At 44.5% G+C, this 23,511-nt stretch carries 22 protein-coding genes and 1 pseudogene; 14 read left to right on the top strand and 9 right to left on the bottom strand.

Annotated features, from left to right (window positions below):
* From WAE59_RS25640 to WAE59_RS25625, 4 genes and pseudogenes are all read left to right on the top strand, one after another.
* Positions 1–706, top strand: a pseudogene (locus WAE59_RS25640) (hypothetical protein); the annotation flags it as partial.
* 10 nt (positions 707–716) lie between these two features.
* Complete coding sequence (locus tag WAE59_RS25635) at positions 717–1,589, top strand: helix-turn-helix domain-containing protein (RefSeq protein ID WP_337858871.1); 873 nt, start codon at positions 717–719, stop codon at positions 1,587–1,589.
* 79 nt (positions 1,590–1,668) lie between these two features.
* Positions 1,669–2,358, top strand: coding sequence for a hypothetical protein (locus WAE59_RS25630; protein ID WP_337858870.1), 690 nt, complete (start codon positions 1,669–1,671; stop codon positions 2,356–2,358).
* Between the two features lie 39 nt (positions 2,359–2,397).
* Entirely contained in the window at positions 2,398–3,186 is a 789-nt protein-coding gene (locus WAE59_RS25625; RefSeq protein ID WP_337858869.1) for a DUF3050 domain-containing protein, read from the top strand.
* Here WAE59_RS25625 and WAE59_RS25620 read toward each other — a convergent pair.
* Positions 3,179–3,661, bottom strand: coding sequence for a redoxin domain-containing protein (locus tag WAE59_RS25620; protein ID WP_337858868.1), 483 nt, complete (start codon positions 3,659–3,661; stop codon positions 3,179–3,181). The two genes, WAE59_RS25625 and WAE59_RS25620, sit on opposite strands and share 8 nt — an antisense overlap.
* Positions 3,662–3,833: 172 nt before the next feature.
* On the opposite strand from WAE59_RS25620, the gene WAE59_RS25615 reads away from it, so the two are divergent.
* Genes WAE59_RS25615 through rpiB form a run of 3 tightly spaced genes read left to right on the top strand, consistent with a single transcriptional unit; the run spans position 3,834 to position 8,060 of the window.
* Entirely contained in the window at positions 3,834–5,291 is a 1,458-nt protein-coding gene (locus WAE59_RS25615) for an aminoacyl-histidine dipeptidase (protein ID WP_337858867.1), read from the top strand.
* A gap of 7 nt (positions 5,292–5,298) precedes the next feature.
* Positions 5,299–7,599, top strand: a complete 2,301-nt coding sequence (locus WAE59_RS25610; protein WP_337858866.1) for a DUF7133 domain-containing protein — start codon at positions 5,299–5,301, stop codon at positions 7,597–7,599.
* 11 nt (positions 7,600–7,610) lie between these two features.
* Entirely contained in the window at positions 7,611–8,060 is a 450-nt protein-coding gene (gene rpiB / locus WAE59_RS25605) for a ribose 5-phosphate isomerase B (protein WP_337858865.1), read from the top strand.
* Positions 8,061–8,065: 5 nt separating this feature from the next.
* Here the strand turns inward: rpiB and WAE59_RS25600 are convergent, their stop codons facing one another.
* Positions 8,066–8,764, bottom strand: coding sequence for a DUF4397 domain-containing protein (locus WAE59_RS25600; RefSeq protein ID WP_337858864.1), 699 nt, complete (start codon positions 8,762–8,764; stop codon positions 8,066–8,068).
* Positions 8,765–8,898: 134 nt separating this feature from the next.
* The gene (locus tag WAE59_RS25595; protein ID WP_337858863.1) at positions 8,899–10,539 is read right to left on the bottom strand and encodes a L,D-transpeptidase family protein; all 1,641 of its coding nucleotides are present in this window, start codon (positions 10,537–10,539) and stop codon (positions 8,899–8,901) included.
* Between the two features lie 633 nt (positions 10,540–11,172).
* Here WAE59_RS25595 and WAE59_RS25590 point away from each other — a divergent pair.
* The gene (locus tag WAE59_RS25590) at positions 11,173–11,817 is read left to right on the top strand and encodes an autotransporter outer membrane beta-barrel domain-containing protein (protein WP_337858862.1); all 645 of its coding nucleotides are present in this window, start codon (positions 11,173–11,175) and stop codon (positions 11,815–11,817) included.
* A 77-nt stretch (positions 11,818–11,894) separates the two neighbouring features.
* Entirely contained in the window at positions 11,895–13,244 is a 1,350-nt protein-coding gene (locus tag WAE59_RS25585) for a PhoH family protein (protein WP_337858861.1), read from the top strand.
* A gap of 6 nt (positions 13,245–13,250) precedes the next feature.
* Here WAE59_RS25585 and WAE59_RS25580 read toward each other — a convergent pair whose 3' ends face one another.
* Genes WAE59_RS25580 through WAE59_RS25570 form a run of 3 tightly spaced genes read right to left on the bottom strand, consistent with a single transcriptional unit; the run spans position 13,251 to position 17,239 of the window.
* Positions 13,251–13,487: a hypothetical protein gene (locus tag WAE59_RS25580; RefSeq protein ID WP_337858860.1), complete on the bottom strand. Its 237-nt coding sequence runs from the start codon at positions 13,485–13,487 to the stop codon at positions 13,251–13,253.
* Positions 13,484–14,830, bottom strand: coding sequence for a PepSY-associated TM helix domain-containing protein (locus tag WAE59_RS25575; RefSeq protein ID WP_337858859.1), 1,347 nt, complete (start codon positions 14,828–14,830; stop codon positions 13,484–13,486). The genes WAE59_RS25580 and WAE59_RS25575 overlap by 4 nt, the downstream gene beginning before the upstream one ends.
* Before the next feature lie 9 nt (positions 14,831–14,839).
* Positions 14,840–17,239, bottom strand: coding sequence for a TonB-dependent receptor (locus tag WAE59_RS25570; protein WP_337858858.1), 2,400 nt, complete (start codon positions 17,237–17,239; stop codon positions 14,840–14,842).
* Positions 17,240–17,387: 148 nt separating this feature from the next.
* Here WAE59_RS25570 and WAE59_RS25565 point away from each other — a divergent pair, with 148 nt between their 5' ends.
* From WAE59_RS25565 to WAE59_RS25555, 3 genes are all read left to right on the top strand, one after another.
* Entirely contained in the window at positions 17,388–18,545 is a 1,158-nt protein-coding gene (locus tag WAE59_RS25565; protein ID WP_337858857.1) for an alpha/beta hydrolase-fold protein, read from the top strand.
* A 351-nt stretch (positions 18,546–18,896) separates the two neighbouring features.
* Entirely contained in the window at positions 18,897–19,538 is a 642-nt protein-coding gene (locus WAE59_RS25560) for a DUF6266 family protein (RefSeq protein ID WP_337858856.1), read from the top strand.
* 2 nt (positions 19,539–19,540) lie between these two features.
* Positions 19,541–20,176 carry a DUF6266 family protein gene (locus tag WAE59_RS25555; protein ID WP_337858855.1) on the top strand — a complete coding sequence of 212 codons (636 nt, stop codon included), beginning with the start codon at positions 19,541–19,543 and terminating at the stop codon, positions 20,174–20,176.
* Between the two features lie 167 nt (positions 20,177–20,343).
* On the opposite strand, the gene WAE59_RS25550 is transcribed toward WAE59_RS25555, so the two are convergent.
* Genes WAE59_RS25550 through WAE59_RS25540 form a run of 3 tightly spaced genes read right to left on the bottom strand, consistent with a single transcriptional unit; the run spans position 20,344 to position 21,820 of the window.
* Entirely contained in the window at positions 20,344–20,781 is a 438-nt protein-coding gene (locus WAE59_RS25550; protein ID WP_337858854.1) for an aminotransferase class I/II-fold pyridoxal phosphate-dependent enzyme, read from the bottom strand.
* A 44-nt stretch (positions 20,782–20,825) separates the two neighbouring features.
* Positions 20,826–20,963: a hypothetical protein gene (locus tag WAE59_RS25545; RefSeq protein ID WP_337858853.1), complete on the bottom strand. Its 138-nt coding sequence runs from the start codon at positions 20,961–20,963 to the stop codon at positions 20,826–20,828.
* Between the two features lie 53 nt (positions 20,964–21,016).
* A complete protein-coding gene (locus WAE59_RS25540; protein ID WP_337858852.1) occupies positions 21,017–21,820 on the bottom strand; it encodes an aminotransferase class I/II-fold pyridoxal phosphate-dependent enzyme in 804 nt (267 codons plus the stop codon).
* A 73-nt stretch (positions 21,821–21,893) separates the two neighbouring features.
* Here WAE59_RS25540 and WAE59_RS25535 point away from each other — a divergent pair, with 73 nt between their 5' ends.
* Positions 21,894–22,364, top strand: coding sequence for a GNAT family N-acetyltransferase (locus WAE59_RS25535; protein ID WP_337858851.1), 471 nt, complete (start codon positions 21,894–21,896; stop codon positions 22,362–22,364).
* Positions 22,365–22,378: 14 nt separating this feature from the next.
* The gene (locus WAE59_RS25530; protein WP_337858850.1) at positions 22,379–23,446 is read left to right on the top strand and encodes a GNAT family N-acetyltransferase; all 1,068 of its coding nucleotides are present in this window, start codon (positions 22,379–22,381) and stop codon (positions 23,444–23,446) included.
* Positions 23,447–23,511: the final 65 nt, after the last annotated feature.

The following is a 23,511-nucleotide window of genomic DNA, read 5'->3' as shown; positions in this document are numbered from 1 at the left end:
TTGTCATGCTTTAGATACCAAGTCTCTGGGGCCATCCTTTAAGGCAGTTTCCCTAAAATACAAAGGCAGTAAAACTGCGGAATCAGCACTTACTAAGAAGGTGATCAATGGCGGTTCCGGCGTCTGGGGAGATGCCATGATGCCTGCGCATTCTTCAATGCCAGTAAGTGAAGTCAGCTCTATTGTAAAATACATCCTGAGCCTGAGCCAAAAAGCCCCGGCCAGTAAAAACCTGCCTGTAGTAGGAAGCTACACAACGAATGTAAAGCCAGACCAGACCAATAAAGGCACATTTATATTCCGGGCTGCTTATAAAGACCGTGGAGCCAAGCTCGCTCCCGCACAGCTTGGAGAGCACATCGTGGTGCTGCGCCATCCGCATATTCTGGTCAACAACACCGACGGTTCTCATGAAATGAATTTCAATAAAGAGCGGACAATAGCGAGTTCCAAATCAGCAGGTGCTTTTCTACAACTCAAAAGCATAGACCTCACAGAGCTCAAAGGTATAGAGTTCATACTCAACGGCGATGTCAAAGGAAGCATCGAAATACATCTGGACTCGCCAGCAGGCTCAATTATCGGGAAGACTGAAGGCACTTCTGCGATTGCCAATCTGCAGGCCATTGAAGGGAAGCGCAACCTCTGGTTGGTTTTCACTGAAAAGGGAAATAAAATATCAGCAATAAAAATGTTAGGGATATAAATGCCTAGTTTTGTACCATTCAGTCAGCAATGTGAAAGCCAATATCCCATTACATAAGCTCAAAGAGCGATCAAAAAACGGCCTCGAAATGCACCATTTCGAGGCTGTTACATTGGTTACGGATACCCCCTTACAAGAAGCCCATCGCGACGATCACTATATTTTTATCTTACAGGAAAGCGGCAGAAACCAGTTTATGCTCGATTTCAAATTGCTGGATATTCCCGATGCCGCGATGCTCTATGTATTGCCCGGACAAGTGCATCATGGCGTGCTTTCTGAAAATACTACGGGTTATTTTTTGGCCATCGATACTTTGCTGGTTGCAGAAGAATACCGTACCATTTTCGAGCAGCAAATCCCCATCAACGCACCGCTCGCGCTGGATGCCGTACAAAAAAACAGATTGAAACAGAGCCTGGAACTGCTCTACCACAGATACCTGAACATGGAAACCAGCTTGGGCAAATCCATAGCACATGCTTTGGCATCGGCCTTTATCGGTTTGGTTGCCGAGCTGTACCTGGAGCAGGGGAGTGCTACACTACAGCAGAATTCAAGACCAGTACAGATCAGCAACGAGTTCAGGCAATTGTTGCTGCAGCACTACAAAACCACTAAAAGTCCTTCCGCCTACGCGGGGTTATTACACATTTCCCTGAGCTACCTCAATGAGGTGCTGAAATCTGTCACGGGCTTTTCAGTCAGCTACTGGATCCAGCATGAACTGATGCTGGAAGCCAAACGCTTATTGTATTACACGGATCTAAACGTAAAGCAAATCGCTTTTGAACTCGGCTTTTCCGACCATACTTATTTTTCCAGATTGTTTAGCAAATCCGAAGGGATGTCCGCAGGCAAATTCCGCTCTGCTTACCGCTGATTGTCCAATACTTACCTCAGATCATTCATTGATACCTAGCGCTATTTAGCCTTGCTTTGCAATGTTAAATACATCAGTTATGAATATTATCAAGAAAAAAGCCATAGATATCATTGAAAAGCAGTTTGCGAAAACCGCTCAGGTACTCGATGTTCGTGCATGGAATCCTTCAACTTTTTATGAAATTGACCTGCATCTCCCAGGCGTAGACATGCAGAAATGGCAAAGCGTACAGCACATGAAAATAAAAGTAGCAGCGCATACCTTTAGGGATTATACACCTGCAGATTGGGATGCCAGCACCGAAACCTGTACACTCTACGTAGATGCTGCGCATGACGGTGCAGGCAGCCATTGGGCGGCTTCCCTGAAAACCGGCGACGAAGTCCGCTATATGGGCATTAGCACTACCTTTACCAAACCCCTGGATGCTGCCATGTTGTTTTGTCTTGGCGACAGTTCCGCTATCGGACATTTCCTGGCCCTTGAACAGTTAGCGGGTAAAGGTAAGTTGTCCGGAGCCCTGGTCATTAGCGATCCGGAGCACCGCGACTTTTTCAGCCGCGATTTCGATTCCCGGCTGGAAGCGATTCCCCAGGAAACTCCTGATAATATCGATAACCTGCATGCCTGGCTCCAGGAGCAACAATTGGACAACAGCACCGTGTATCTTGCAGGCAATGTGCCTATGGTTGTAGAACTTAGGAAAAAAATAAAATCAATGTCAGGATTTAAAGGATTGGTAAAGGTGCAGGGATTTTGGTGGTAAAGTCTTATCTTTGCCGCCGAAATATTTTAAAAGGGGCAGATGAATACAGCGCTGGAAAGAATCAAGAATACCATTGAGCCGTTACGGCAACAGATTATTAACCACAAAGTTTACTCAGTGATCAATGACCTGGAAGACCTCCGGGTTTTTATGCAATACCACGTTTACGCGGTTTGGGATTTCATGTCGCTGCTCAAATCTCTGCAGATCAACCTTACCTGTACTACCTTGCCCTGGTTTCCGGTTGGCTCTGGAAGCACACGTGCGCTGATCAATGAGATCGTGGCCGGCGAAGAGTCCGATGTAGATGCCGAAGGCGAGAAAAAAAGCCATTTTGAGATGTATCTCGATGCCATGGAACAATGTGGCGCTGATACCTTTGAAATGGATTGTTTCATTGCTGCGCTCAAGCAGACAGGCGATCTGGAGAAAGCTTATGCGATGGCCAGTACTCCTGAAGAAGCCCGTAATTTCGTAGATTTCACCTTCGAGATCATCAATAGTAAGCAAGCACATTTACAGGCCAGTACCTTCACCTTTGGCCGGGAAGACCTCATCCCTAATATGTTTCATGCGATTGTCAACGACCTGAACAAAAAGTTTCCTGATCAGATTTCTCTTTTCAAATATTACCTCGACAGACACATCGAAGTAGATGGAGACCACCACAGTCACCTGGCACTGGAGATGACTGCTGAACTTTGTGCTGAGAATGAAGAATTCTGGAATGCTGCCGAAGCCGCTACTGTCGCTTCTTTGAAAAAGCGGATAGAACTTTGGGACGGCGCTTATTATAAGATCAGCGCAAAAAGTCTGGCTGCTATTTAATCAGCGTAAAGAATTTTGGCAGATCTTTGTCTTCACTGGAGAAGTAAATCAACTTCCTGTCAGGACCAAACAGATACAATGCCGGATATTGTTTCGGATGGAAGAGGGGAATGAATACACGATCTCTGTCCTGTACGATAGTCACGTTTTTCATGGTCAGTAAGGTCTTGCCGTAATTGTTCATGAAATAATCAATGGAACGTTGCTCATCCTGGGTCACCAATAAGATATTGATATTGCTGAATTCCTTATTCCTTTTAGAAATCGTAGCTGCCACCTTTTGGCAATGCCCGCAAGTGGCGTCAAAGAACATCAATAACGTCTTTTTACCACGTACTACCTGATCAGTACTAAAAGTGGTCCCATTGGAACGATAAAATACCGCTTTGGGGATATCTGTTCCCGGAGCCAGTCCCTGAGCACGTACACTTACTGCAGCACTGCAGATCAATAAAGCTAAAAGAAGGTGTTTCATAAGGTTTCATTTTTCAGTGCAGCTAATATCAGATTCTTTCACTTAAGTTTTGTCATCTGAAGGGTAAAATTCCTATGGCATTCTTTGCAACAAAAGCAGGATATTGCCCTGGTTGGAAGCGATTTTAAAAAACTTTTAATTAAGTTTGTTATATACAAATGAGACAAATATAATGGAAGTAAAGGAGTTGGCGCCCAAGGCGCTTTGGGTCAATTTTGCAGGCCTGAACGCCATACCGAGGGCATCAAAAAAGGAGACGAGGGTGATCCGGTTTATGGTAGATTTCGGACATAGCCTAGGGCTGGAAACCATACAGGACAGTATCGGTAATGTAGTGATCAAGAAGCCAGCCACAGCCGGAATGGAAGACCGCCAGACGGTCATATTGCAGTCCCACCTGGACATGGTGCACCAAAAGAATAGCGACAGTAATTTCGATTTCGATACCCAGGGTATAGACATGCATATTGATGGCGATTGGGTTCGTGCCAAAGGCACTACATTGGGCGCAGACAATGGCATAGGCGTAGCCACCATCATGGGAATTCTCGCTGCATCTGATATCCCGCATCCGGCCATAGAAGCACTGTTTACTATTGACGAAGAAACAGGCATGACCGGAGCCAAACAACTCGATCCGACCAATTTATCCGGCAGCATATTGCTGAACCTGGATACGGAGGAGGATCATGAGCTGACCATCGGCTGCGCCGGGGGAATCGATACTAATACGATTTATAACTATAAACAACAGGCAGTAGCTGCAGATGATCTCGCTTTTGAGTTGAGCATCAAAGGGCTCCTGGGCGGGCACTCCGGCATGGACATCCATAAAGGCAGGGCCAATGCCAATAAACTGATGAACCGCCTGCTGCATGATGCACTTCAGGTATTGCCATTGCAGGTCGCCGCCATAGATGGGGGTAGCCTGCGCAATGCCATTCCCCGCGAATCTAAAGCGGTTGTCGTACTCGATAAAGCTGATGAACAATCTTTCAAAAGCTTTCTGGCGCAATTCCAAAATACCATTCAGGCAGAATACCGATCTATAGAACCGGGCCTCAAAATCAATGCTGTACCTTCCGAACTGCCTTCGCATGTGGTAGCTCCTGAAGAGCTCAAAAAGATGATTTACGCCATTTACACATTGCCAAATGGGGTGTTCAGGATGAGTCCTGATATCGCCAATCTGGTAGAAGCTTCTTCAAATCTGGCAAGGGTCATTGTAAAAGGCGGCGACTTCATCACGCAATCGCTCCAGCGCAGTAGCGTAGAAAGCAGCAAAACGGATGTGGCCAACGCAGTTGCCTCGGCTTTTGAACTCATGGGCTGCAATGTCTCCCGTAGTGGCGATTATCCCGGATGGAAGCCCAATGCCGATTCGGATATACTCAGATTAATGACCGAACTTTACAGAACGACGTTCAATGAGGAACCTCATGTAAATGCCTGTCATGCCGGTTTGGAATGTGGTATCCTGGGAGCTCATCTGCCCGGAATGGACATGATCTCTTTCGGTCCTACCATCCATGGCGCCCATTCTCCTGATGAATGTGTGAAAATTTCATCCGTACAGAAATTCTGGACTTACCTGCTCAAAGTATTGAGCCAAATTCCCGTAAAAAGCTAGCATCAACATGAAAGGATATCAATATACCGTTCTGGGCATTGTGCTGTTTTCACTGTATCAGTGTCAGAGCTACAAAATGGCAACCAGCACCAGTCAGGCCAGTGGAATGGCCAAAGGCATAGATTTTAGTAGCTCACCTGTAGTGGCGGCCGATGAAGCCATCACCAAGATGAGAATTGAAGAGGGCTTTGAAGTAAAACTCGTGGCTGCAGAACCTATGGTCAGCATGCCGGTGGCCATGTCTTTCGATGGCAAAGGCCGCATGTGGGTTGTGGAGATGAACGGCTACATGCCCGATTCCCTTGGCAGGGGCGAAGACAAACCCAATGGCAAGGTTGTGATCCTGGAAGATAAAAATGGAGATGGCGTAGCCGATACCAGGAAACTGTTTCTGGATTCCCTGGTGATGCCCAGATCCATTTGCCTCATCGAAGATGGCATTCTAGTGGCCACGCCACCTAATTTATGGTATTACAAGATCAAGGATGATAAACCCGCAGGCCGCACATTGGTAGATTCCAAATTTGCCACTGAGGGCAATGTAGAGCATCAGCCCAATGGCTTGATGCGGGGACTGGACAACTGGATTTACAATGCCAAAGACAACAGACGTTTCCGTAAAAGAGGCGAAGACTGGATTATAGAAAATACCCATTTCCGCGGACAATGGGGGGTAACGCAGGACGACTATGGCCGCTTGTATTACAACGATAATTCTACCAACCTCATCGGCGATTACTTTGCACCTGGCTTTGGTGCCGGCAACAAGAGCTTACGCAATGTAGCTGGTTACAATGAAAGGACTGTGCCCGACAATAAGGTATATCCGATCAGGCCTACTCCCGGTGTCAATAGGGGCTATGTCAAGGGAATGCTGGATGACAGTCTGCGTTTAAAGGAATTTACTGCTGCATGCGGCCCGCTGATCTACCGAGGCAACCTCTTTGGCGATGCTTACAAATGGAATGCATTTGTAGCTGAACCTTCTGCTAATCTGATCAAGCGTAACATCCTGACAGAAGACCGTTTTAAGGTAAAAGGAAAGCAGGCTTATGCGCAAAAAGAATTTCTGGCGAGTGTCGACGAGCGTTTCCGTCCCGTAAGCTTATATAACGGTCCAGACGGGGCCATGTACGTGCTGGACATGTACCATGGCATCATACAGCACAAAACCTATGTGACACCTTATCTGATGAAGCAGTTTGCAATGCGCAATCTATCGCAGCCTGTAGGTTGTGGCCGGATCTATAAGATCGTACCAAAAGGTAAGAAACCAAAAGCGGTCAGCATACCAAACGACCCTGCTCAGCAAGTCGCCTTATTGGGCAATCCTAACGGTTTCATCCGGGATCTTACCCAGCAGATTATGGTCGACCAGAAAAATAGGAAAGCCATCCCATATCTGAAAGCAGCGCTGAAAAATACACAGAATCCGATGCAGGTCATCCATGCCATGTGGGTGTTGGAAGGGCTTTATGCACTGCAGACCAACGAGGTAACCGATCTGATGCAGAGCGGCAATTGGGTCATCAGGACCCAGTCCTTAGCTGCCGCCCCTTCAGTAATCAATCTATCCAGCTACCCGGCCTACGTAAAGGCTTTGAAACAATTGCTAGCCAATGGCGATGAATTTGCTGCTCCCTATATTGCTTACGTAGCCAATTACATCAAACCATTCAATGAGCAGGAAGCCAGTCAGTTGTTGCTGGATTTAGCCAGGAAATATCCCGACAATAGTTACGTAGTAGATGCCATAGTAAGTACATTGCCGATGCGGGAAGAAGGCTTTCAACAAAGCATAGCTCAGCAACTTCCGGATACCAATCTAAAGATCAATAAGCAGTTGGCAAAGGTGATCAACAACTTTAGGAGCGCACAGAAAAACCGTGACCCAGAGGTTATTGCCAGGGCATTTCCGAAAGGGGCAGCCTTGTTCCGCAGTACCTGTCAGACCTGCCATGCGCCGGACGGCAACGGGATTAAGTCACTGGCACCGCCGCTCAACAAATCAGAATGGGTTACGGGTAGCCTGAATAAGTTGATTCCCATTGTGATGTATGGACTAACGGGTCCAATTAAGGTCAATGATCACCTTTACCAATCCCCTGAGATTTCTGCTGATATGCCGGGTGTAGCCTATGGTGAGGAAATCTCTGATGAAGACATTGCCCAGGTCTTGAGTTTCATCAGAAGCTCCTGGCAGAATAATGCAGGTAAAGTAGAAGTCAAGGACATTGCTGCTGCACGCCAGAAATACAAAGGCAGAGAGACTGCTTTTACCCAGGAAGAATTGAATAACATCAAATAAAATAAAGCAATATGAAAGTTGTCATCGGATCAGACCACGCAGGATTTAAATACAAAACCATCATCGCCAAGCTTTTGGTGGAAAACGGCTATGAAGTCGTCGATAAAGGCACCTTTACCGAGCAAGCTTCAGACTATCCAGACCATGCGGCAGACGTAGCACTGGCCTTACTAAACAGGGAAGGGGAAAGGGGTATTTTGATCTGTGGAAGTTCTGTGGGCGTCAGTATTGCGGCCAATAAATTTAAAGGTATCAGGGCAGGAGTCTGCCATGATACCTATTCTGCACATCAGTCTGTGGAACATGATGATGTCAATGTCTTGTGTTTGGGAGAGCGTGTATTGGGTATTGAGCTCGCAAAGGAGATCGTATTTGCTTTTCTAAGGGCCAGCTTTACCAATGAAGAGCGTCACGTAAAACGATTGGAAAAGATTCGGGCCATTGAAAACAGGGATTTGTAGCAGGCCTAGTTGGCTACTACAAATCCGCCGAAAGGTTTCTCAGACTCGGCTGGGGTCAGTAAACCCTTGGCAATGATTGTATAAATGCCGCCTTTCTTGATATCTACTTCAGCCATCTCAGCTTTACTCAGGTTGCTGGCTTTATCTTTTAGATCGAAAATGTATTTCCTTGCTTCTACCTCAACGAAGGCGCTTACGCTTTTGTAGGCTTTGTCGGAAATGATGGCATCTTTGCCCTTTTCATGCAGGTTTAGTGCCGGTGCATCGGGAGAGAGGTTGATGAAGCGAATCAGTGCTTTATCAGTTGCAGGCGCTTTCAGCTCATCTTCAACCTGCAGGATGTCAAATTTATCAGTGCCCTCAGTCTTTCCAGCCCTTCCGATGATGAATAAAGAATAACCTTTATTTGCATCAAAGCTAAATTGCTTGCTGAGCTTATTTTCTGAACTGCTCTCCGGTGTCAGTTTTACAGTGTACGTAGTTGGATTGATCTGTTTGTAGGCGATATTGCCTTCATAAGGAAGTGCACCATTGATCAGCTTATTGGCATCAAAATAAATGTTGTAAGTTGCGCTGCTTGGTGAGGCATTGGTTACGCTCACGAAAGTGTAATCGGGAATAGTTACAGGGTCTTTTTTGCAGGCGCTAAGCAACGAAGCTGCAGTCAGCATAGAAAAAAAAGCGGTAGTAAAGGATCGTTTCATAATTCGGGTTTTAGTTTTTTTTGGAAAAAGAAATGGAGCTGGATCCGAAGACCCAACCCCATCATCTAATTTAACGCTCTCATATAACCAAACGAGGCGAGTGCCAGATTCGCTACAGTAATGATGAAAAAAAATCAATCTTTTTTCAAGAGCATGTCAGACAATGGTTTATCTCTTTCGTAAATGTCTTTTCTAAAGTTTAATAAATTGTTTCGGTCTATAAAGGATGTAAAATAGGCAATAAAAACCGGAACAGGTTCTTTTAGTGTCACATACTGTTCTTTGCCGGAGTTCATGGCGGTTTTTATTTTCTGCTCATCCCAGTTTTTGCTGTTCCTCAAGAGGAAGCCGGCAAGCTTTGCAGGTTCAGAGATGCGGATGCAGCCATGACTAAATGCCCTTGAAGATTCAGTAAACAGGGATTTAGCGGGTGTGTCGTGGAGGTAGATGTTGTAGCTGTTTGGGAAAAGGAATTTCACCTGGCCCAATGAGTTTTTCGGTCCGGGTTTTTGTCTTACCACCGGCAGGCCTTCGCTTTTCCCGGTGATCTCCATCCGCGCAGCATTCAGGTAGCCCGGATTGCGACGCATGGCCGGCAGCACCTCGTTGCGCACAATGCTTGGTGGTACATTCCAATAGGGACTAAATACCACATATTTCATGTCGCCACCAAAAATTACCGTTTTATGCACCGACTGTCCGACGACCACATTACAGCTCCATAAAAGGCTGTCTGCATGGTAAACATGCAAGCGGAACTCGGGAATGTTTACAGCCAGATAATCTGAATTCATATGCACTGGCAGCCATCTGCAGCGCTCCATATTGACCAATAGCTGAGTGATCCTGGTCTTCAATGGCGTATTCAATGCAGCAAATGTGCCAGGACCTATTGCGCCATCTGCGATAAGTCCATGCCTGCTCTGAAACTGCTTCATCGCCACAAGTAGTTCATCGTCGTAGTGGGTATCTAAAGTATCCCCTTTAAAATCCTCCAGCTTGAACAACCTCGTTTTTATAGCCGAAAGCACGGTTGATGAATCACCTGGTTTATAGGATTTCTGGTCCGCAACAATCACTGGCCAATCGTCCTTTTCATCCAGCGCCCTGTATTTCTGCAGGAAGGTTTTCAATAAGTCGTACTGTCGATATACCGGTGCAACGCCGATGCCGGAAAACTTGCCTGGCGACTTGATCATGCTGTCCAGGTATTGCTCATAAGCCACCTTTTTCCTTGGTAGGAACCACTGAGTCTTTTTACTGATGGAAGCATCCATTCCCTGCCAGGCCAGTTTGGCAAATACGAAATATTGGGCCGTAAGCATCAGCTCCAGGTTGAGGTCAGGCTTCTTTGCCGACTTTTCGTACAGTAAAGAATCCAGCGTACTTAAATATGGTGCTGGTTTGGCAACACCCTCTTCGCCAAGGTTTCTGATCCGGTCGGCAAGGTTACCTGCCTGCTCAATCAGCCCTTTTTTGGTATACCAGGCGTAGGCGAAATTGCGACCTGCGTAGAATTTCCTGATTTCCGGGGCATAAGTAGCCAGTTCAGGTTTTTGTTTCAGGAAGTCTTCAATTTTTAATGTATCAAAAAACAAATCCTGTTCAGCGCTAAAGTTTCCAGGGATGGTTTTGTTCCAATCCTTGATGGCACGTTTTTTCAATGTTTGCCTGGAAATCTGCTTTTTTTCCCTATCGGGCGAGCGACAAGCTTGCAGGTAGGATAATATACCAAACAGAAAAAGGAGCAATAATTTGGAATAATTGATCTTCATAAGCGGATGTTGTACGTAAATATGTGAATAAACTGTGTATAAACCTCAAATTAATGTGTAAAACTTTGTGGATAACAGGTGTATAACTAAAAGCCTTTAAAGCTTTGTATTGTAGTCAATTGTCTGTATATTAGATATATCAATTAGCAGGTACTTTGACAGTCTGAAGAAATTCCAAAAAGAACAATAGCCTAAGGGCAGAGGGTTCTGGCAATTTCAAGAGCAGAAGCATAAGGGCCCGGCAGCAATGGAGACATGGCAAGCGGGACATCAAATTTGACAGGAGCTGAGAAGCGAATGCAAAATAGCAGAACTCAAAACAGACATTAAACAGCAAGAAGGGGATATTCTACGGAAAGAGCCAGAAGCTTTAATTTAGACGGGTTTGGAAGTTCCAAGGAACTAGGAAAACTACGAAAGGTCAGGTAACAAGAAGCAATTGATGGTCATTTCACAGCTAAGGCTGGAAATGATTGGAAACGGAGCACTGAAATCGAAAGAAGACAGGCTCCGTTTTCTTTTTGCCCTAAAATTCCTTAGTTGTTAATTTTTGTTAAAGTAATTTATTTTATTTTGCTTTTATGTCAAGCGTTTTTATATTCGTTAAACATAAACACACAAATATAAACAATTATGAAAAAACAATTGATTTTCGCTCTGGCAATGCTCTTATCCGTTTCCGGATACGCTCAAACAAAAGGAACCAGCACTTTAGGTCTTACTCTTGGTTCTAATACCATCAAAAATGATTACACCGACGCTGCTAATGCTGACACAAAAATCACGGGATTAGATATTGGCCTAGGCTATGGATTTTTCATTAAAGACAACTCAAAAATTAGCTTGGACTTGTCCTATGGACGAAATAAACAGAAAAGCGCAGGTACAGGAGGTTCCGATAGCAAATCAGATACTTACGGTGCAAGCATCACCTACCAAAAGTACTTCCCTTTAGTAGGTAAGTTCTATGCTTATGCTGGCGGGAAAGCAGATTATTTTCGCTCTAATCAAAGTCAGACAGTAATATACAATGTCGATCCTGAAGTAAGAAATTACAAAGGTGACACTTATAAGCTGAATGCTGTAGGAGGTTTGAGCTGGTTTTTTGCAAAGCATTGGGCAATAGAAACGCAATTGCTTTCGGCAGGTGCTCTGTATGCTAATTATAAACAGAAATATGCTTCATCAACTACGCAATTAGCTGAACAAACTGGCTTTTCTCTTAACAGTGGAGGTTTTCTTAAAGACACTAGTTTCAAAATATACTTCTTGTTCTAAATTAATATCAATGCTCCCGTGTAAAAAGCAGCCCGCAAGGCTGCTTTTTTTGTTTGTATTCCCTATTTTAGTACATCATGAGCAAATCCGCAAAACAATCTTCCCAGCAGCAGAAAATCTTCGTTCTCGATACCTCTGTGATCCTCTATGATCACAATGCCTTTAGCAATTTCCAGGAGCATGATGTAGCCATTCCGATCCAGGTTTTGGAGGAACTCGACAATATGAAGAGCGGTAATGAAACCCGCAATGCGGAAGCGCGTAGCTTTATCCGACTGATGGACAAAGCTTCCGGAGAACAAATCATGAACAAATGGATTCCTTTTAATGGCAGCATGAAAGGCAACTTTAAAGTGGTGATGGACACCAAACCCGATCACCTCGATGCCGAAGCAGTATTCGGTACCGGCAAAATAGACCATAAGATACTAAATGCGGCCCTCAGCCTCAGGCAGGAGTTTCCTGCAAAGAAGGTAATCTTGGTATCTAAAGACATCTGCCTCCGGCTCAAAGCGAAATCTCTTGACCTGCATGCAGAAGATTACGAAACTGGGAAGGTAAAGAATCTCGATGAACTTTACACCGGAACGACCACGCTCAGCAAAGTTCCTGAACTGCTTTTCCACGAACTGAAAACAGAAGGTAGCATCCCAACGAACGAACTACAGCTTTCCAATAGGACCGGCAACCATTTCTGCATCCTGAAAAGCAACCGCAAAACGGCAATGGGCTGGTACGATTTCCAATCGGAACGCATTGCGGCCATCAAACCCAGGTCGATATTCAAGATCGCTCCCCGAAACCATGAGCAGTCTTTTGCTGTTCATGCCCTGCTCAATCCAGACATCAAGCTCGTCACCATACAAGGTAAAGCGGGCACGGGAAAAACCCTGTTGGCCATTGCCAGTGCGCTGGAGCAGCGTAAGGACTACCGGCAAATTTATGTCACTAGACCTATCGTAGCATTGAGCAACAAAGACATCGGCTTCCTTCCCGGTGATGTAAAATCTAAAATAGACCCTTACATGGCGCCGATCTGGGATAACATGCGCTTCATTAAGGAGCAGTATAGCGACGATCCCAAAATGCAAGCCCGTATAGATGAATTTGTGAAGACCGAAAAGATCGTGATCACACCCTTGGCTTACATCCGTGGACGCACCCTCAGTAAGATCTTTTTCATTGTAGATGAAGCTCAGAACCTCACACCACATGAGATCAAAACCATCATTTCAAGGGCAGGAGAGGACACCAAGATTGTGTTTACAGGAGACATTTATCAGATCGATACCCCATATCTGGATGCGGAAAGTAACGGCCTTTCTTATTTGATAGAAAATGCTAAGAACCATCCGCTTTATGCGCACATCACCTTAGCGAAAGGCGAGCGGAGCGAACTGGCGAACCTGGCCAATGACCTGTTGTAGGAATCTTTAGCTGAGCAAAGTAAAAAGTAAAATCAAAATATAGGCCCCGGTGCCGATGAGCAAAAGGAGCCTATCGGCCTTCAGGATTCCCATTCCCAGAAGCACCAATGATATGGCCAGTGCGGGCAGTTGTAAGCTGAACATTCCATTGGCCAGCAGGTAGATGAGATGCGCAAGGCCGATATTGCCCGCAATAAGCGCTATGGGAATCAGCGTATGCTGAATGACTTTAGCCTCCTTCATATGCCGATAGTTTTAGTTGTCGAATTTCTTTTGTTAAGCATAGCTACCACGATGGCGTAGAAGATGTAGCCAAATAAACTGCCATTGACCAGCCAAGCTGCTATCGCAGATGCCTGGCGATAACCAATAAACATGCTGATCAGCGCAATCACCACGAGTACAATCAAAATAACGAGGCAATACACAAAGGTAGTTTTCCAGGGGCTCATCCGGCGTTGTTGCTTTTTGTCGGTTCGGTAGAGGTATACTACGAAACCGCTGATCGACAAAAATGCGCTTGTTAATCCCAAAATGGTGTAGACGATCTTCAATCCCAGGCCACCATAGTCTCCAAAATGAAGGGCTTCCTGCACGGAATAAAAGCGCTGAGCGAAAGTCATTGTTCGCACATCACATTTGAAAAGCGGTTTATAGCTGGTCTTGGCCAAAACCAAAGCGTTGATGTTTTTCTCATACACCTGACCATCTATGCTTCCATGCACTTCGATGGTGGCCGTTCCGTCTTCAGAAGCACGCATATAGCCAGGTTTCAGGTCTGGAAACTCTTTTTTCAAAACCAGGAAAACCTCATCCCAATGCACTACGGTTGCCGCATCCACTTTGGGCTCCAATAGCTTAGGGAAATCATGGTCATTTGGCGCTTTTATATTAAACCATTGCATGAGTTTCGGTTGTAAACCCAACCATGCACCAGTACAGGCAATCACAAAATTGAAGGCCAGGGCACTAATGCCCAATATTTTATGCCAGTCGCCCATCAAGATTCGCATTCCTTTGCGCCTGACATTTGGATAAGTCTGCTTTTTCATAAACTGACCATAGATCAGAAAACCGGTTACAGTCACTACGATAAAAGCCACACCCGCAAGGCCGACCAATTGTCTGCCCCAAAAGCCCTCGTACAAGCGCACATGCATCTGCCTTAGGTAATTGGCCAACGAGTTCTGACGATCCCGGCTTCCGAGAATCTTGTCTTTTGCCGGGTCTACAAATAAAAAATAGAACTTGCTGGAGGCCTTGTCCTTACCCTTTACCGCGAAACTGAAGGTAGCCACACCTCCCGGCTGATCTGGCATATCGATCAATAAGCCAGTCATTTTTGGATATTGTTTTCTGGCTTCCGCCAATGCCCCGTCTATTTTGGGAGCTTGCCCAGGTACGGGGCTGGAAGCATAAACCGAATAATAACGACGTTGGATCAAACTATCAATCTCAGGGATAAATACGGCAATGGCACCTGTAAAGCAAAGGATGCCGATCACGAGACCTGCATAGAGGCCCGACCAATGGTGTATTTTCCAGAGTAGCTTCTGATCTTTTTTGTCCTTATTATTCGGCTTCATGTTGCTAAATTAGAAAGTATAACCGATACCGATCAGGAAATTCCGTGGTGCTCCAGGATACAGACGGTTGAAATCGTATCCGCCCACCCAATGTGTTTTATTGAACACGTTGTTCAGGTTTCCGGAGATCTTGAATTTATCAATGTTATAATAAAGCGCTGCGCTGAATAAGGTGTACTCCGGAAGTTCCAGAATCGTATTCAAGGTGTTTCTCTTTCCGGTATAGTTTACACCAGCACCTACACCAAGACCTTTTAAATCTGGATTCAGGAAGGTATATTTTGCCCACAGTCCACCTTGCGCCTTGGGCGCATTGGCTGCAAGTGTTCCAATAAGTTCGGGTTTGTCGCTTTTCGTAGTTTCATTTCTGCTGATCGCAAAGTTGGCCGTGATGCTGAAATTAGGCATAATGGCACCGTTTACATCCAGTTCGATCCCCTTAGAGCGCTGCTGGCCAATTTGGGTAAGCTCATCTGTGTTTCCGGGATTACCTGCATTTACCAATACGTTATTTTGTTCTATTCTGTAAAAAGCCAGATTTGCTGACAATCTTTTTTCAAACAATTCCGTTTTGGCACCCACTTCATACATATTGCTGATCAGTGGATCAAAAGGGCCACCAAAACGGGCTGGATCACCTATTGTTCCCGCACTCTGTGGCTGATAACCCTCCGTGTAAGTTCCGTAAAAGCTGACTTGGTCCAGCGGTGTGTACACCAGGCCAAATCTAGGCAACAGGGCTTTTTGCTCTACTTTCTTTTCTGTAGCTTTCTTGTAGTTCAATACATCGGTAAAATACTCTTGTCTTAAACCAACTAGCGCCTGGAATTGTCCAAAGCTGATCTGATCTTGAATATAGATACCATGCTGATAGTATAGTGCCGGATCAGTTTGAGAGGAAGCATTGATGTAACCAGAAATTTCTGAAATGCTGTAATCAGGGTTTACCAAATCGAAATGAGGAACGTTCGGTACAGGATTGCCATCTTTCATGACAAATTGTGCCGCATTATTCTTGTTATAGTTGGCAACGGTACCGTCCAATTTTCTGTAACCCGTTGCATTATAGTTGGAGTTTCCTATCGGTGATTGATTTTGAATGTAATCATAACCAGTCACGATTTTGTGCGTAAGCGGACCGGTTTTCAAATCCGTAACAAAATAAGCAGTAATGTTATCACTGTAGTTTTTGCCTTGTCTGCGGATCGTCTGCATTTCCATTTTGGTAGGAACAGCTACACCAGCTGCATCCACGGCATAACGGTTCGAAGTACGGTGCTCCAACAAATCCTCGTCATATAAGAATTTCATGTAAGAAACGTTGAATGTTACCTTTTCACTGATCTTGCGGCGCAATGAAGTAGTCACATACAAATTCAGCTCATTTTCAAAATCGTTTCTTTTTCCAAGTGCAAAAGAGATAGGAGTAGAGTTCAAATCAGTTCCCGCAGTTGCACCAAATATCGGCTGGCCACGATCCAGCCTGCTTTTAGTCTTGGAATACACAAAGTCAAAGTTCACGGAGGTCTTCTCATCGGGAATAAAGGAAATCGATGGTGCAATCACGATGTCCTCGCCACCCTGGAGCACGCGGAAAGATTCTGCGTTCTGATAAGCCAGGTTCAAGCGGTAAAGCAAAGTTTTACTTTCATTCATAGGGCCGGTAAAATCTGCCATCAAACGGTTTGTGTTCCAGCTGCCTGTAGCGAAATTGATCGACTTACGTGCCTCCTCCAAAGGTTTTTTTGTTACCGTATTTACGATACCTCCGGGATCTGCATTGGCAAACAATGCCGAAGCAGGTCCTTTGATCACTTCCACACGCTCCACGTTGGGTAGCAAAGGCTGGCTCCAACTGCTTGTAGGTGTACGTAATCCATTGATCAAAGCATTGCTGGATCTGAATCCCCTTAGGGCGATGTCATTATTATAGTAAGAAAAATGAGTGGCGCCACTCATGTTTTTGATCACATCACTCGCTTTAAAAGCCTGCTGGTCTTCTATTACTTCTTTAGTCACATAACTGATCGACTGAGGTACATACCGCATAGGTGTTTCCGTTTTGGTGCCGGAAAAAGACTTGGTATTCTTGTAAGCCTGTTCTTTACGGCCCAAAATCTCCACTCCCTGTAAGTCATTGTCTTCCTCTATGAGACTGATGGTAAAATCGCCACTGCTTGCCTTCAGGTTGATTTTGCTATTTTTTGTGGTGTAACCTACATAGGAACTCTGCACAGTGTAGTTGCCCTCTGGCAGGTCTACAAAGCTAAAGCCTCCTTGCTGGTCAGTAGTTTGGAGCAGGTTTTTCTCTACCAGCTTTATGGTTACACCTGGCAAAGGCTTATTTTGTTGATCTACCACCCGTCCTTTAAGCGTAGATTGCGACATGGCCGCCAATGAAGTTGCCATTATACACGAGAGCGTGATTAAATGGTATATAAATCTCATATCTTATTTAGATTAATTAAAAACAGTGGCAAATATATAAGTATTTCCCGCAAATTTTCATTCTAACTGTTACAAAATATTCAGCATATTTAACATTCAAATTCCAGTCATGAAAAATCTACTCATCTTACTGCTGCTCATCGCCCTTGGCAAAGCCAATGCTCAGGAAAACCTCAACTTCGGACGTCAAAAAGAGGTGGTGTCGCCACAGGTCAACCCAGACGGTACGGTCATCTTTCGGATGAAGGCGCCAGGGGCGAAACGCGTGCAAGTGCAGGGCGATTTCCTGCCAAGGAGTGGATCCGCAGACATGAAGATGGATGCCGATAGCATTTGGAGCTATACCTCAGCGGTATTGCCTTCAGAACTATATAGTTACAGTTTTGTAGTAGATGGATTGAAAGTTCGTGATCCCAACAATGTATACCTGATCAGGGATGTAGCTTCGGTAGTCAATGTCTTGCTGATCGGCAATGGTAAGGCTGATAATTATAAGGTGCAGGAAGTACCTCATGGCACGGTTGCCAAGCGCTGGTATAGTTCTGCGGAGCTGAAAATCAACAGGCGCATGACGGTCTATACCCCACCGGGCTACGAGCAAAGCAAAGAAAAGTATCCTGTACTATACCTGCTGCATGGCATGGGCGGCGATGAAGAAGCCTGGCCGGCATTGGGCAGGGCTACACAAATTCTGGACAACCTCATTGCCCAGGGCAAAGCCAAGCCGATGATTGTGGTGATGACCAACGGCAATGTATCTCAGGAAGCCGCACCTGGCGAATCTTCCAAGGGCTTTTACAAACCGGGGATGATGCTGCCAAATACCATGGATGGTAGGATGGAGGAGACTTTCCCGGAGGTGATTAAATTCATTGAAAGCAACTATAGGGTAAATGCACGGAAGGATCAGCGCGCCATTGCGGGACTGTCCATGGGTGGTTACCATTCCCTGCACATCTCCCGTTTTTATCCCCAGACTTTCGATTATATCGGCCTGTTTTCACCAGCGGTGATGGCCGATGGAAGGCACAAATCTAAGGTGTATGCCAATTTTGAGGAAAGCCTGAAAGTGCAAAAAAACAACGGTTATAAATTGTACTGGATCGCCATCGGCAAAACCGATTTCTTATACAAAAACGTGGCCGACTACCGCGCCAAGCTGGACCAGATCGGTATGAAATATACGTATAGAGAGACTGAAGGGGGACATACCTGGTCCAACTGGAGGGATTACCTCTCGGAATTTGCGCCTTTGTTATTTAAGTAATTTCCTAATACATTTCTTTTATTTTTTTTAGGCGCTGAGGGCGCCGTGGATTTCCTATGCGCAAACCTTGCTGGTATGTAAACCCGGATAATCTAATGGAAAAGTTCGGAGAAAGTTTTGTATAAACTTGGATTTAATACATGATTAGTACTGGTTTGAGTCGTATCTATGCGAATCAAACCCCTATCAAACCTGTATCAAACCCGACTCAAACCTAAATAGATAAAATGCTTTTCCTATACTTTTTCATTATTTATTTGAAATTTTTTTGCTTTATGGTATTGATATTCCCAATAGCTCTATTTATATTAGTGTCAATAACCAAATATTTAACCTTATAGAACAAAGATTATGGGCATCTCAAAAGACGGACTCCATGGCAAAACAAATGGTAAAGTAGGAAACCTGGTTTATTACGAGCGATTGGGTAAAAATATCGTTCGTACTATAGGTCAGAATTCAAAACCAGCCTCAGTGGCTCAGCTCCAAAGTAGACAAGAACAATCCGTATGCAGTAAAATGATGAGCGCAGTGCTTCCCTTTATTAAGGTAGGCTATAGCATGCAGATTGTCGGCACCGATAAAAGCGCATTTAATATGGGGATGAAGTACAATAGATCGCATGCGCTAAGTGGTACATACCCCGATGTAGCAGTTGTATACGAAAAAATTCAGTTGAGCGATGGGAAGCTCTTACCGGCCCAGGAGCCAGTGGTAGTACAAATTGCGGAGGGACTGGAGTTTAGTTGGTTAGCAGATCCGTATATGGCCTGGGAGGAATCTCAGGATCAGGTAATGCTCTGTGCTTATTTTCCTGAAAATAATGTATTTAGCTACAAATTGTTCGGCAACACCAGGCTTACAGGCAGGGATATACTTTTTTTAAAGGAAGAAGAGCAATCGCAATACATGGAGGTGTATATATCCTTCGTGGCTGCCGACAGGAAGAGTGTAGCATTGAGTACTTACTTAGGAAATTTCAATAAACCCTAATTATGGGCATACAAAAGTCGGGGCCATTTGGTGGCTTTTACAAAAAAACCGGACCGATTATAGGGCGAAGATCAAGGAATCAGAACGTGATTACGGCTTTGCACCACCCGAGTAATAAACCATCTTCGGAGGATCAGCTTGTGGTGCAGGATAGGTTTACGTTGCTAACGGAGTTTTTGAATGAGTTGAAGCTTTTGATTAACCTGGGCTTCAAGGCCTATGCTAAAGGCAGATCGGCTTTGAATGCAGCGTTTAGTTATAACTATCCCCATGCTTTTTTATCGACGGAATCTGGTTTGGCGATCAACTATCCAAAGATGGTGTACAGCCGTGGTAAGATCAATTGGGTTTCAATTACGCAGTTGTCGAGGAATGGCCAGGAGTTGAATTTGACATGGTCTCCGGATGTGCAATCTGATTATTGCCAGTTCAGCGATCTGGGTACGCTTTTGGTATACAATGCAGATATTGGTAAGGGGATGGCTTATCCAAATGCGATGAAGAGGAAGGATTTGGGCTATGTAGCAGTATTGCCGAAAGGTTTTGAATCGGCCACCTTGCATTGTTATCTGGACTTTTGTTCGGCAGATGGGAAGTTGAGGGGGAATAGTAAATATTTGGGTTGTATCAATTTTTAGTTTGCATAAGATTGCTGGAACTTGTAAAAGTATATACTTTAGTCCGTACAAAACGAAAATATAGCATTAGGGAGGCGGCGGATACCGGCTCCCTTTTGTTTGCCTACCAGAGCTCAGTTTACTTTTAATTTATATTTCCGTGAAATGGACATACATTCCCAAAGCTATTAAATCAAGCGTTTTATGATCTGGATGCTTCGTATGAGTTCTCCTTCTGTAGATGATGCAAAACCAAGTCTTAAACCATTCTCGTAAATGGGTGTTGTTCCTATTTTTCCATCCGATAGCAAAAGTCCCTTTTGGTAAGCTTTGGTCACAAGTGATTGAAGATCAATTTCGGGATTAAATTTAGTCCATACAGACATCCCACCGTCCGGTATATTAAAATCAACTTGGTTTGGCAGTTCATCCGCCAGGAGCTGACAAAAGAGATTCCGTCTCTGCTCATATATTGGCAGTGCTCTCCTTAAATAACGTTGTATAGTACCTTCATTAATCAGCTCTGCCATTGCGTTATCCATGATGTGATCGCCTTGCCTGTCGTGCAATATCCTCACTTTAGCCAAATGCGCAATCACGTTTTCTGCCGCAACCAGATAGCCCATTCTAAATGCAGGCGAAAAGCTTTTACTGAAAGACCCACAGTAAATCACAACTGCATTTCATCCATACTCGCCAATGGCAGCAGCGGGCGGTGTTTGTAATGAAAATCAAAATCGTAATCATCTTCCAGAATGATGAAACCATATTCAGCGGCGAGCCGGAGCAGTTCTAATCGTCGGTCCATTCTCAGTGATACCGTAGTTGGGTAATGATGATGCGGCGTCACATATACCATTCTTACACGATGTTTTTTTTTAAGATTTTCTTCAAGACTTCAACTACCAAACCATTTTCATCTACTGGAATTCCGATATGCCTGGTTTTTGCATGCATAAAATTATGCTCTACTCTTTTCCAGCCCGGAACGCCAGATACCACTATATCGCCTGGAGTAATCAAAGCACTGCAGACCAAATGAATACCCATTAAGGTTCCTCTTGTAGAAAGGATATTGCGGCTACTCGTTCTCAAACTACGCGTAGTATTTAAGTAATCGGACATAGTTTGCCTGTAGTATGGTGATCCTGACGGATTGCCATAGCTGCCAAACTTTTCATATACGCCCCTGCGGGTAAGCTGGCTGCGATATGCCCTGTATAGCTCTTTCATCGGTGCCAGTGCCGGGTCAGGATAGCCGTCGTCCAGATGAAGTTCCGGGATGTCTATATCTTGAACGCCATCCAAGTATTCTGCGGGTTTAATGGTAAAGCCAGCTTTTTTGAATGTTTCACCAAAAGCCAGTTTCTCAGGCTTCCTCGTATCATGATCTGTGAGGTGCCGGGAAACAAACGTACCGCGGCCCAGCTTGCTTTCCAGCCAGCCTTGCGCTTGAAGCTCTTCAAAGGCTTTTTTGATGGTGATCCGGTTCAGCCTGAGTATTGTTGCTAAATCCCTGCTACCTGGAAGCTTTTGCCCGGCCTGCAGTTTGCCTCTCTGTATCAAGAACAGCATACCATCAGCGATTTGAAGGTATATTGGTCGTTTAGTACTGGGATCTATAGCTATTTCCTCAAATAGTTTCCATAAAATTGGGCTATCCATTATCTTGATATTGGGCTACAAATGTAATCCAATGTCTTCGTAATTTTGTAATAACATAGCAACTAGATAGTCAATGATGCATAATGATAACATACAAATCCGTAAAGCAATGGAAGAAGACAGCGAAAATCTATGGATTTTAATGCAAAAGCTGGCCATCTTCGAAAACTACATCGATTCATTCGAGATTACTCCAGAGGTGGTTCGGGAACGGGGCTTTAAGAAAAGCCCTCCCGATTTTTATTGCCTCCTGGCAGATGATCATGGTATTATTGCTGGAATGTTGGTATATTATTTTCATCCCTATACCGCCCAAAACAGACCTGCTATATTTATGAAGGAACTCTATGTTGAGGATGCCTATAGAGGACTAAAGATTGGCGAGCGGTTGATGCATGCCATAAAGCAGGAAGCAAAGCTAAATAACTGTAAGCAAGTTAAATGGGGAGTTGCCCCCTGGAATGAAGCTGGGCTGAGATTTTACCACCGTTTGGGCGCAGTCCAGAACAACGACTGGCTGAATTATGAGTGGAATATTGATTGAGCAAAAATATAAAGATGGAACCTATTGAAATAAAGACTGCTAGCCTAAATGATATAGAGCTGTTGCAGCAAATCGGACGACAAACCTTTTATGAGACCTTCGCCGCCTCAAATACAGAGGAAAACATGGCTAAATACCTGGAGGATGGCTTCTCGATTGAAAAGCTCGGAACGGAACTGAGCAATGCAGGATCGGAATTTCACTTAGCTGTGTTCAATAACGAAGTCATTGGCTATCTAAAAATTAACTCCGGGGAGTCTCAGACTGAGCTCAAAGAAGCCCAATCACTGGAAATTGAGCGCATTTATGTGTTGAAGCAATTTCATGGACAAAAAGTAGGTCAGCTTCTTTATGAAAAAGCGATACAGCGGGCATTGGAAAAGAAAGTTGCTTATGTCTGGCTTGGCGTGTGGGAAGAGAACACACGTGCCATTCGCTTTTACCAAAAGAATGGTTTCGTCGAATTCGATAAGCATATTTTCAGATTGGGAGAGGAGGAGCAAACCGATATTATGATGAAAAAGCAGTTAAACGCGACTTTAGATCTGCAAGCAATTTTGGAAAATGAGCACATCGCACTTTATCCTTTAAGCGCACATGATTTTGAAATGCTGTATGCAGCAGCTTCCGATCCGGAAATCTGGCGCCAACATCCAAATAAAGATCGCTGGAAAAAAGAGGTTTTTCGTAATTTTTTTGAGGGCGCTTTACAAAGCAAAGGTGCTTTCAGAATCGTAGATAAAACCAGTGGTAAGACGATAGGCAGTACACGCTACTATGATCATGAGCCGAATGACAATAGCATTTTTATCGGCTATACTTTTTATGCCACATCTTGCTGGGGCAAAGGCATTAATCCGGCAGTAAAGGCGCTAATGCTTGACTATATTTTTCAATTCGTAAATAAAGTTTACTTCCATATTGGGGCAGGAAATATCCGGTCACAAATCGCTATTCTCCGCCTCGGTGCAGTAAAAATTGATGAGCAGGAAGTTACCTATTTCGGTGAAAGTGCTAAACTCAATTTTGTGTATGAGATCCAAAGGGATCAATGGCAGCAACGAAAGCCTGTACATTGTTAAGATTCATGGCTTATTTGGATAGAATCAAAAATAGTGATTCTGTGTTTTTTTTCAAAATATTGAAT

Origin of the sequence: Pedobacter sp. GR22-6, from assembly GCF_037402555.1 — a bacterium.
GTDB lineage: Bacteria > Bacteroidota > Bacteroidia > Sphingobacteriales > Sphingobacteriaceae > Pedobacter.
Note: the sequence above shows the minus strand (reverse complement) of the source record. Positions and strands in the feature narration are given on the sequence as shown.

Coding starts and splice junctions, on each gene's coding strand:
- WAE59_RS25620 (WP_337858868.1), bottom strand. CDS start 3,661: ATGAAACACCTTCTTTTAGCTTTATTGATCTGCAGTGCTGCAGTAAGT.
- WAE59_RS25545 (WP_337858853.1), bottom strand. CDS start 20,963: ATGGACCGACGATTAGAACTGCTCCGGCTCGCCGCTGAATATGGTTTC.
- WAE59_RS25580 (WP_337858860.1), bottom strand. CDS start 13,487: ATGAAGGAGGCTAAAGTCATTCAGCATACGCTGATTCCCATAGCGCTT.
- WAE59_RS25600 (WP_337858864.1), bottom strand. CDS start 8,764: ATGAAACGATCCTTTACTACCGCTTTTTTTTCTATGCTGACTGCAGCT.
- WAE59_RS25540 (WP_337858852.1), bottom strand. CDS start 21,820: ATGGATAGCCCAATTTTATGGAAACTATTTGAGGAAATAGCTATAGAT.
- WAE59_RS25630 (WP_337858870.1), top strand. CDS start 1,669: ATGAATATTATCAAGAAAAAAGCCATAGATATCATTGAAAAGCAGTTT.
- WAE59_RS25590 (WP_337858862.1), top strand. CDS start 11,173: ATGAAAAAACAATTGATTTTCGCTCTGGCAATGCTCTTATCCGTTTCC.
- WAE59_RS25530 (WP_337858850.1), top strand. CDS start 22,379: ATGGAACCTATTGAAATAAAGACTGCTAGCCTAAATGATATAGAGCTG.
- WAE59_RS25595 (WP_337858863.1), bottom strand. CDS start 10,539: ATGAAGATCAATTATTCCAAATTATTGCTCCTTTTTCTGTTTGGTATA.
- WAE59_RS25555 (WP_337858855.1), top strand. CDS start 19,541: ATGGGCATACAAAAGTCGGGGCCATTTGGTGGCTTTTACAAAAAAACC.
- WAE59_RS25610 (WP_337858866.1), top strand. CDS start 5,299: ATGAAAGGATATCAATATACCGTTCTGGGCATTGTGCTGTTTTCACTG.
- WAE59_RS25570 (WP_337858858.1), bottom strand. CDS start 17,239: ATGGCAACTTCATTGGCGGCCATGTCGCAATCTACGCTTAAAGGACGG.
- WAE59_RS25625 (WP_337858869.1), top strand. CDS start 2,398: ATGAATACAGCGCTGGAAAGAATCAAGAATACCATTGAGCCGTTACGG.
- WAE59_RS25585 (WP_337858861.1), top strand. CDS start 11,895: ATGAGCAAATCCGCAAAACAATCTTCCCAGCAGCAGAAAATCTTCGTT.
- WAE59_RS25535 (WP_337858851.1), top strand. CDS start 21,894: ATGATGCATAATGATAACATACAAATCCGTAAAGCAATGGAAGAAGAC.
- WAE59_RS25550 (WP_337858854.1), bottom strand. CDS start 20,781: ATGGGCTATCTGGTTGCGGCAGAAAACGTGATTGCGCATTTGGCTAAA.
- WAE59_RS25560 (WP_337858856.1), top strand. CDS start 18,897: ATGGGCATCTCAAAAGACGGACTCCATGGCAAAACAAATGGTAAAGTA.
- WAE59_RS25615 (WP_337858867.1), top strand. CDS start 3,834: ATGGAAGTAAAGGAGTTGGCGCCCAAGGCGCTTTGGGTCAATTTTGCA.
- WAE59_RS25565 (WP_337858857.1), top strand. CDS start 17,388: ATGAAAAATCTACTCATCTTACTGCTGCTCATCGCCCTTGGCAAAGCC.
- WAE59_RS25575 (WP_337858859.1), bottom strand. CDS start 14,830: ATGAAGCCGAATAATAAGGACAAAAAAGATCAGAAGCTACTCTGGAAA.
- rpiB (WP_337858865.1), top strand. CDS start 7,611: ATGAAAGTTGTCATCGGATCAGACCACGCAGGATTTAAATACAAAACC.